This is a genomic window from Lyngbya sp. CCY1209, from assembly GCF_055795065.1.
The window spans coordinates 1-3,944 of sequence record NZ_JAYFER010000091.1 but is presented as its reverse complement, the minus strand read 5'-3'; the positions used below and the strand labels follow the sequence as shown (position 1 = coordinate 3,944).

The window sequence follows — 3,944 nt, the reverse complement described above, 5'->3', positions numbered from 1 at the left end:
CGCCATTTCCTCGATCAAAAATAATCCCGCCACGGAATTTCCCGCCGCGTCCAGGGGGGGAGAATAACAGGCGATCGCACCCCAACCCGGAACCACCGACAGCACCGCCCCACTCACCCCGGACTTGGTGGGGACACCCACCCGCACCGCAAACGAACCGGACGCCTCATATAATCCGCAGGTCATCATCAACGCCTTCACCTGCCGGCAACCCTCCGTCCAAGCCGGTTCGGGAGGTTCGAGCAACAACAGCCCCAATTGGGCCAGATCCGCCACCGTCCCCGACAGGCAGCAGATGTGATTGTAAGTGTCCAGAGTGAGAGTCGCATCCTCCACATAACCGGCCCGGGCCAACTCCGCCGCGATCGCCTGATTCCGGGAATTGGGAACCGATCGCACCGAAGCCAACAACTCCCCATCCAACTGCAGGTTACACCCCGCCGCACCATTCAACCAATCGCACAATAGCCGGCACCGAGTTGCCCCATCTTCCCCTGTAAGTAAACCCGCCAAAGCGATCGCGCCGCTATTGATCATCGGATTGCGGGGCCGTCCGCCGTCGATTTGCAACTGTTCCAGGGAATTGAACGGGCGATCGGACGGTTCCATCCCCAACCGGGCGAAAACCCGATCCGACCCCAACTCCACCAGCAAACGCAGCAGCAGAAACGGCTTCACCACGCTCATCAGCGGAAACACGCGATCGCGATCGCCACCGTCGTAAAATCGACCGTCCACCCCCAAAACCCGCACCGCTAACGCCCCCGGGTCGGCCGCCGCCAATTGCGGGATGTAGGTGGGGAGAGTCCCCTGCCGACTTCGAGATCTCGCCGCGATCGTCCAGCCTTCGAGTTGCGCCCGGTTCAAACTCAACCGTTTCGTGGGGGAATTCATGGGAAGCACTCCTAATATAGGAAACCTCGCCCCTTCAGACCGGGGCGGAAACCGATTCGCGACTTGAGTGACCTACAAAGTTGGCGCCGGGCGGTTTCTCGATTCAAATTTTCCAAACTCGGAGCGATAACCGTTCGGAGTCGAGAATCTTCATCCATTTTGGCTCAAATCACGGCAATTGGGCTTCTACCGGGCGACAAGGTGGGGTACGGGCGTCGGCACGATGAAAAAACAGCCAAAGATGGTAGCCTAGTAGGGACTCACGACCGGAGCCGAGCGATCGAGACACCGGACGGCAACTATCCCGTCCGACCCGGCAGACGAGTTGCAGGGGCGACTCTCCCGCTCAATTTCAAAACAGTTTTTCTGTGCGCGGGTACGCCCCCGATTTTCCGAGGCCGGCCCGCCAACCCGAAAGTGCCGACACTTCTAGGAAGAAGCAGGAAAAGAACACCGGAGTCACTTCGGGTCAGTTTCTTAGAACGGAAAAAAGTAATAATTTATGCTGAATTTGCCCAATTCGATCATGGATACCTGTAAGCGCTGGCTGAAAACCGGCATCCTCGCCCTGTTGCTGTGCGTCCTCTCCGTCGGACTCAGCGCCGCCTGGTGGGACTTCGGCGGAGATTCCGCGCCCAAACGAGAAAGCGTTTTACCCGCCGGAAACGCGATTACCGACGGCAAAGCCCTGCTGCGGTACGCCCTCCCCATCGACAACGAACCCATCCGCAAGGTTCAGGGAAGTTTGGAAGAAATTGCCGCCCGAATCCGGGGCAAGCGCTGGAGTCCGATCAAGGGCGATATCACGACGGCTTCCCGGGTTTTATCCACCGAAAAATCCGAGATTCTCGCGAGTATCCCCGAAGAACGTCACGCGGAAGCCGAAGCGATTATCGAGAAACTCAACGCCGAAATAGACACGTTGCGGGAAGCCCTCGATATCAAAGATGGCGAAACGCTCCTGGAAACCCGGGCGGAAATGTTGGCCCGGGTGAACGAAATTGAAGAATTGATGGTCACGGAATTTCCCTTTGAAGTGCCGTCCGAATATGCCGACCTCCCCCAACTCAAAGGCCGCGCCACCGTCGAAATGACCACCGACAAGGGGGATATCACCCTGGTGGTTGACGGTTACAGCGCCCCCGTGACGGCCGGAAATTTCGTCGATTTGGTACAGCGAGGATTCTACGACGGATTGACATTCATCCGTTCGGAACAGTCCTACGTCCTGCAAGCCGGCGATCCCCCCGGCCCCGACGAGGGATTTATCGACCCGGATACGGGCGAATATCGGGCCGTACCGTTGGAAATTTTGGTGCGCGGCGACGATGAACCCACCTACGGCATCACCCTGGAGGCGGCGGGCCGCTACCGCGATCAACCCGTCCTGCCCTTTTCCGCCTACGGAACCGTGGCGATGGCCCGCCCGGAAGCAGACCCCGACGGCGGTTCGTCCCAGTTCTTCTTCTTCTTGTTTGAACCGGAACTGACCCCCGCCGGACTGAATTTGCTCGACGGTCGCTATGGCGTTTTCGGATACGTGACAGAAGGCAAAGACGTGCTGGAGAAATTGGGTCAGGGCGACGCGATTCAATCGGCCAAGGTCGTCCGAGGCATCGAAAACTTGGTTGAACCCAAAAAGGCGGCTTGAGGCTCGGATTTGAGCTGATATCCGTTCGGGTCGGGGTGGCGATCGCTTCCGGCCCGAAATTTTTGACTGTGGTGCGATCGCGTTGTTGCGCTTTAGCGCCTCTGTCCGACAACTGCTATAAAATCTGTAAAGTTGCCATTTTAACTGCGAGTTGTGCCGACTATGGCTATTTTAGAATTAATTTCTGTCGCCGGTTTGGGTGTCTTGGTGGGATTATTATTGGTCAATATCAATACCAATCGGGAACAACAGCAACGGCTCGACAATGCCTTTTATCAGTTGATCGAATCCCAGGACGGCCGCGTTTCTCTGATTCAACTGGCGGCTGTGGCGCGGGTGAGTGCCGACGTCGCCCAACAGTATTTGGACAAACAGGCGGGGGTGTTCGCCGCCATTCCGGAACTCGACGAAGATGGCAACACCTTTTATCAGTTTCCCCGGTTGCGGCTTCCGAAACAGGTCCCGCCGCCGCGCCGCGAAAGCGACTGGTGAGGGATTCAGATGGGTGTCCCGATCATCTCCTGTCGGGGGGTGGATAAGCGGTCGAATCATCAGAGCGATCGCCAGGATTCTAAAGAGAGTTCTTTGACTGCTTGCATCCGTTGAAAATCGCTGTCGCCGGAAACAATTGTGAGTCCGTTTCGTAGGGCGATCGCGGCAATCCACAGGTCATTTTCCCCAATCCCCAAATTTTCGATCCGGGTTTTTCTGCGCTTCTTTTTTTCTTTCGGGCCGAAATGATCTAAAATTTCCGCCTTGAATTGAGCGTAAATGTCGGCGGTTTCTTCATCAATAAAATAGATAACAATATCTTGTAGAAACGATTTGACCCGTGCCAAGTTCCGGGCTTTTTGTTCGGAATTGTAAGCCATGTAAAGCAATTCGGCTTGCACGATAACGCAGGTAGAAACTTGAGATTCTCCGACTTCGACAATACGGTTGATGACTGTCGCATCTCCCTGAATGATGCGGCTACAAGAGTTGGTATCTAGCAGGTACACAATTAAAACTCCAGAGGGCGGCGAGTTTCGTACACCATTTTTAGACAATCTTCCAGGTCATTGCCAGACCAAGTTCCGGCGTGCCTGAGTAAAGAGCAACCCGAACCGGAACGAAAGCTGGGGGGGGTTTCTGGAGGTGGGGATTGGGGTGGTTCTGAGAGAACGGTTACTCGCACTTTGCATCCGGCAAAGGTGTCGGAACGGGCGATCATTTCTTCCCAAGTTCCCTCCATTTCGATCCGTTTTTCGGACATGGAATTGCCTCCTTATCTGTTGCGATCGCATTCATTGTAGCATCATGTAACCAATCCCCGCGAAGACAACGCCACCAGAGTTTGATCAAGCTTTTGAGCTTGTTCTGGCGTGGGGTTAAGCTTGCAAACTATCGTCAACGTTTG

5 protein-coding genes are annotated in these 3,944 nt (G+C 55.6%); 2 read left to right on the top strand and 3 right to left on the bottom strand.

Features of this window, described 5'->3' with window-relative positions; translation table 11 throughout:
* A partial coding sequence (locus tag AC0QHF_RS00510; protein ID WP_324702231.1) for a glutaminase occupies window positions 1-894 on the bottom strand: 894 nt, incomplete at its 3' end.
* Window positions 895-1,420: 526 nt separating this feature from the next.
* On the opposite strand from AC0QHF_RS00510, the gene AC0QHF_RS00505 reads away from it, so the two are divergent.
* A complete protein-coding gene (locus tag AC0QHF_RS00505; RefSeq protein WP_324702230.1) occupies window positions 1,421-2,545 on the top strand; it encodes a peptidylprolyl isomerase in 1,125 nt (374 codons plus the stop codon).
* Between the two features lie 162 nt (window positions 2,546-2,707).
* Window positions 2,708-3,037 carry a hypothetical protein gene (locus AC0QHF_RS00500; RefSeq protein WP_324702229.1) on the top strand — a complete coding sequence of 110 codons (330 nt, stop codon included), beginning with the start codon at window positions 2,708-2,710 and terminating at the stop codon, window positions 3,035-3,037.
* 59 nt (window positions 3,038-3,096) lie between these two features.
* Here AC0QHF_RS00500 and AC0QHF_RS00495 read toward each other — a convergent pair whose 3' ends face one another.
* Together AC0QHF_RS00495 and AC0QHF_RS00490 are read right to left on the bottom strand one after the other, a co-directional pair.
* The gene (locus AC0QHF_RS00495) at window positions 3,097-3,546 is read right to left on the bottom strand and encodes a type II toxin-antitoxin system VapC family toxin (protein ID WP_324702228.1); all 450 of its coding nucleotides are present in this window, start codon (window positions 3,544-3,546) and stop codon (window positions 3,097-3,099) included.
* 2 nt (window positions 3,547-3,548) lie between these two features.
* On the bottom strand, window positions 3,549-3,800 hold the full coding sequence (locus AC0QHF_RS00490) for a hypothetical protein (RefSeq protein WP_324702227.1): 252 nt from the start codon (window positions 3,798-3,800) through the stop codon (window positions 3,549-3,551).
* Window positions 3,801-3,944: the final 144 nt, after the last annotated feature.

Bases quoted from the DNA above. Each gene is read 5' to 3' on its own strand.
- AC0QHF_RS00490 (WP_324702227.1), bottom strand. From the start codon at position 3,800: ATGTCCGAAAAACGGATCGAAATGGAGGGAACTTGGGAAGAAATGATC.
- AC0QHF_RS00505 (WP_324702230.1), top strand. From the start codon at position 1,421: ATGGATACCTGTAAGCGCTGGCTGAAAACCGGCATCCTCGCCCTGTTG.
- AC0QHF_RS00500 (WP_324702229.1), top strand. From the start codon at position 2,708: ATGGCTATTTTAGAATTAATTTCTGTCGCCGGTTTGGGTGTCTTGGTG.